The sequence below is a fragment of the Flavobacterium aurantiibacter genome (assembly GCF_002251775.1).
Lineage (GTDB): Bacteria > Bacteroidota > Bacteroidia > Flavobacteriales > Flavobacteriaceae > Flavobacterium > Flavobacterium aurantiibacter.
Map to the genome: position 1 here is coordinate 1 of NZ_NOXX01000010.1, position 1,578 is coordinate 1,578.

General features: G+C 31.2%; 2 protein-coding genes and 1 pseudogene. All 3 read right to left on the reverse strand.

Going from position 1 to position 1,578, the window contains the following annotated elements; all coding sequences use genetic code 11:
• Positions 1-273 (reverse strand): annotated as a pseudogene (locus tag CHX27_RS15610) (hypothetical protein); the annotation flags it as partial.
• A 3-nt stretch (positions 274-276) separates the two neighbouring features.
• On the reverse strand, positions 277-777 hold the full coding sequence (locus CHX27_RS00080) for a hypothetical protein (RefSeq protein ID WP_094484764.1): 501 nt from the start codon (positions 775-777) through the stop codon (positions 277-279).
• Between the two features lie 364 nt (positions 778-1,141).
• Positions 1,142-1,411 (reverse strand): hypothetical protein, encoded by a 270-nt coding sequence (locus CHX27_RS15615; RefSeq protein ID WP_094484765.1) that lies wholly within the window; start codon positions 1,409-1,411, stop codon positions 1,142-1,144.
• Positions 1,412-1,578 lie beyond the last annotated feature (167 nt).

The window sequence follows — 1,578 nt, forward strand, 5'->3', positions numbered from 1 at the left end:
ACCGGTAAAGGTAGGGTTGTTACCTCCAACCCTAAACTTAACAAACACCCATGCTGCATCCCAGTTGGCAGGACCAAAGTTAACGCGCCAGCTGTTTTCCCAGCTCAGGTCAAATTGCACTAGGCTAAAGTTAGCCACATTGTTAACCCCGGCAGATGTATTTTGACCGGTTAGCGTACAATTTGTAACGGTAATATCGTTGGAATAACTTGAAAAATTTCCAAACAAGAAAACAGCTATGAATAAGATTTTATAAAGAAAACATTTTTTCATTAGTTAATAATTTAATTGATTAAAGGAGTATTCTGTGTATTTGTATGGTGTTATTTGAAATCGATAGGCTGAAAAATCATTATAGAAACTGGCTATTTTTATACCTAATGATTCGTTTTGTTTTTTTGTGTTGAGATTAGAAAGTTTTGGCGTAAGAAAGTTTGCCACCATTAGCATTTCTCTAAAAAAAATGATTCTCATTGCATGTGTTTTGAAGTACCACAATAAACTAGTTGATCCATGCAAAGTGACGTGTTTACTCAAAGAACTCCAGAAAATGTTACTACTGAAATTATTTTGGGCTGTAGCGGTGAATTTTTTTTGTGCTTTGAGAGCCGTGCCGAAAAAGAAGAATAAGGAAAAAAAACGAGGATAAAGCTTAAAAAAAATACTTAAACTACTTTTTGTGACAGAAGTATTAGATGACGATTCACTAAACATTTCAGGCGTTTTTCCAAACGAAGAAAAAAAATAAGCAGATAAATTTGTATCAATTACTTTCATGCTAAAAAATATTCGTGATAATATTTCAGCCTTGTTAGAAACCAAGAAATAATAACAACTGCAAATATTTAACATATTTTTAAAACGCACATGACACATATGTGTCACACAATAATTCAAAAAACCGTAAAAAGTAAATACAGACCTTTTTCTTTTGAAAGATTTGTTATTGCTGTACAAAAGTGTTTTTAAGATTTAAAATTAGATAGGTTAATTAAACCCTATAGTGTTGAATATTCATACCTCCTTATTAAAGTTGATAAAGAGATCAACATGACACATTTGTGTTATTAAAAAAGGTAAAGACTTTATATTTATCGAACGACAATTACGACATTAAAAACTCTAAATTAACTCATTTATATCAATACAAATCAACACTATACAAAAAAATCCCTTTGATTATTTTACTATCATCGACTTGATTACATTTAATAGCAATTTGTAATGCCTCTATTCTATCTACAAAGCGACCTGTAGTAGTTATAAACCCTTGATGTAATGGATTGCGGCTAACTAACCTTGATTGCATCATTATGTCGGAATGTCTGAAGCCGCAATAGACAAGTGGCTCACCTATAAAATTTTTCTCGTCTGGATTGTGGATTGCAGCACAAAGAATACGTTCTCTCATTGCTATGTATAAAATAAAATCAATATTGGATAAATAGCATTATTGCTTTCAGTATAAAAACCTTGAAAATGACTGATGAACCACCGATTTTAAGGAACAAAACAATTAACATGAGACTATTTAAAGGCATTCATAGTTTTGAAGAACAACTCTTAAGTTATAGAAAA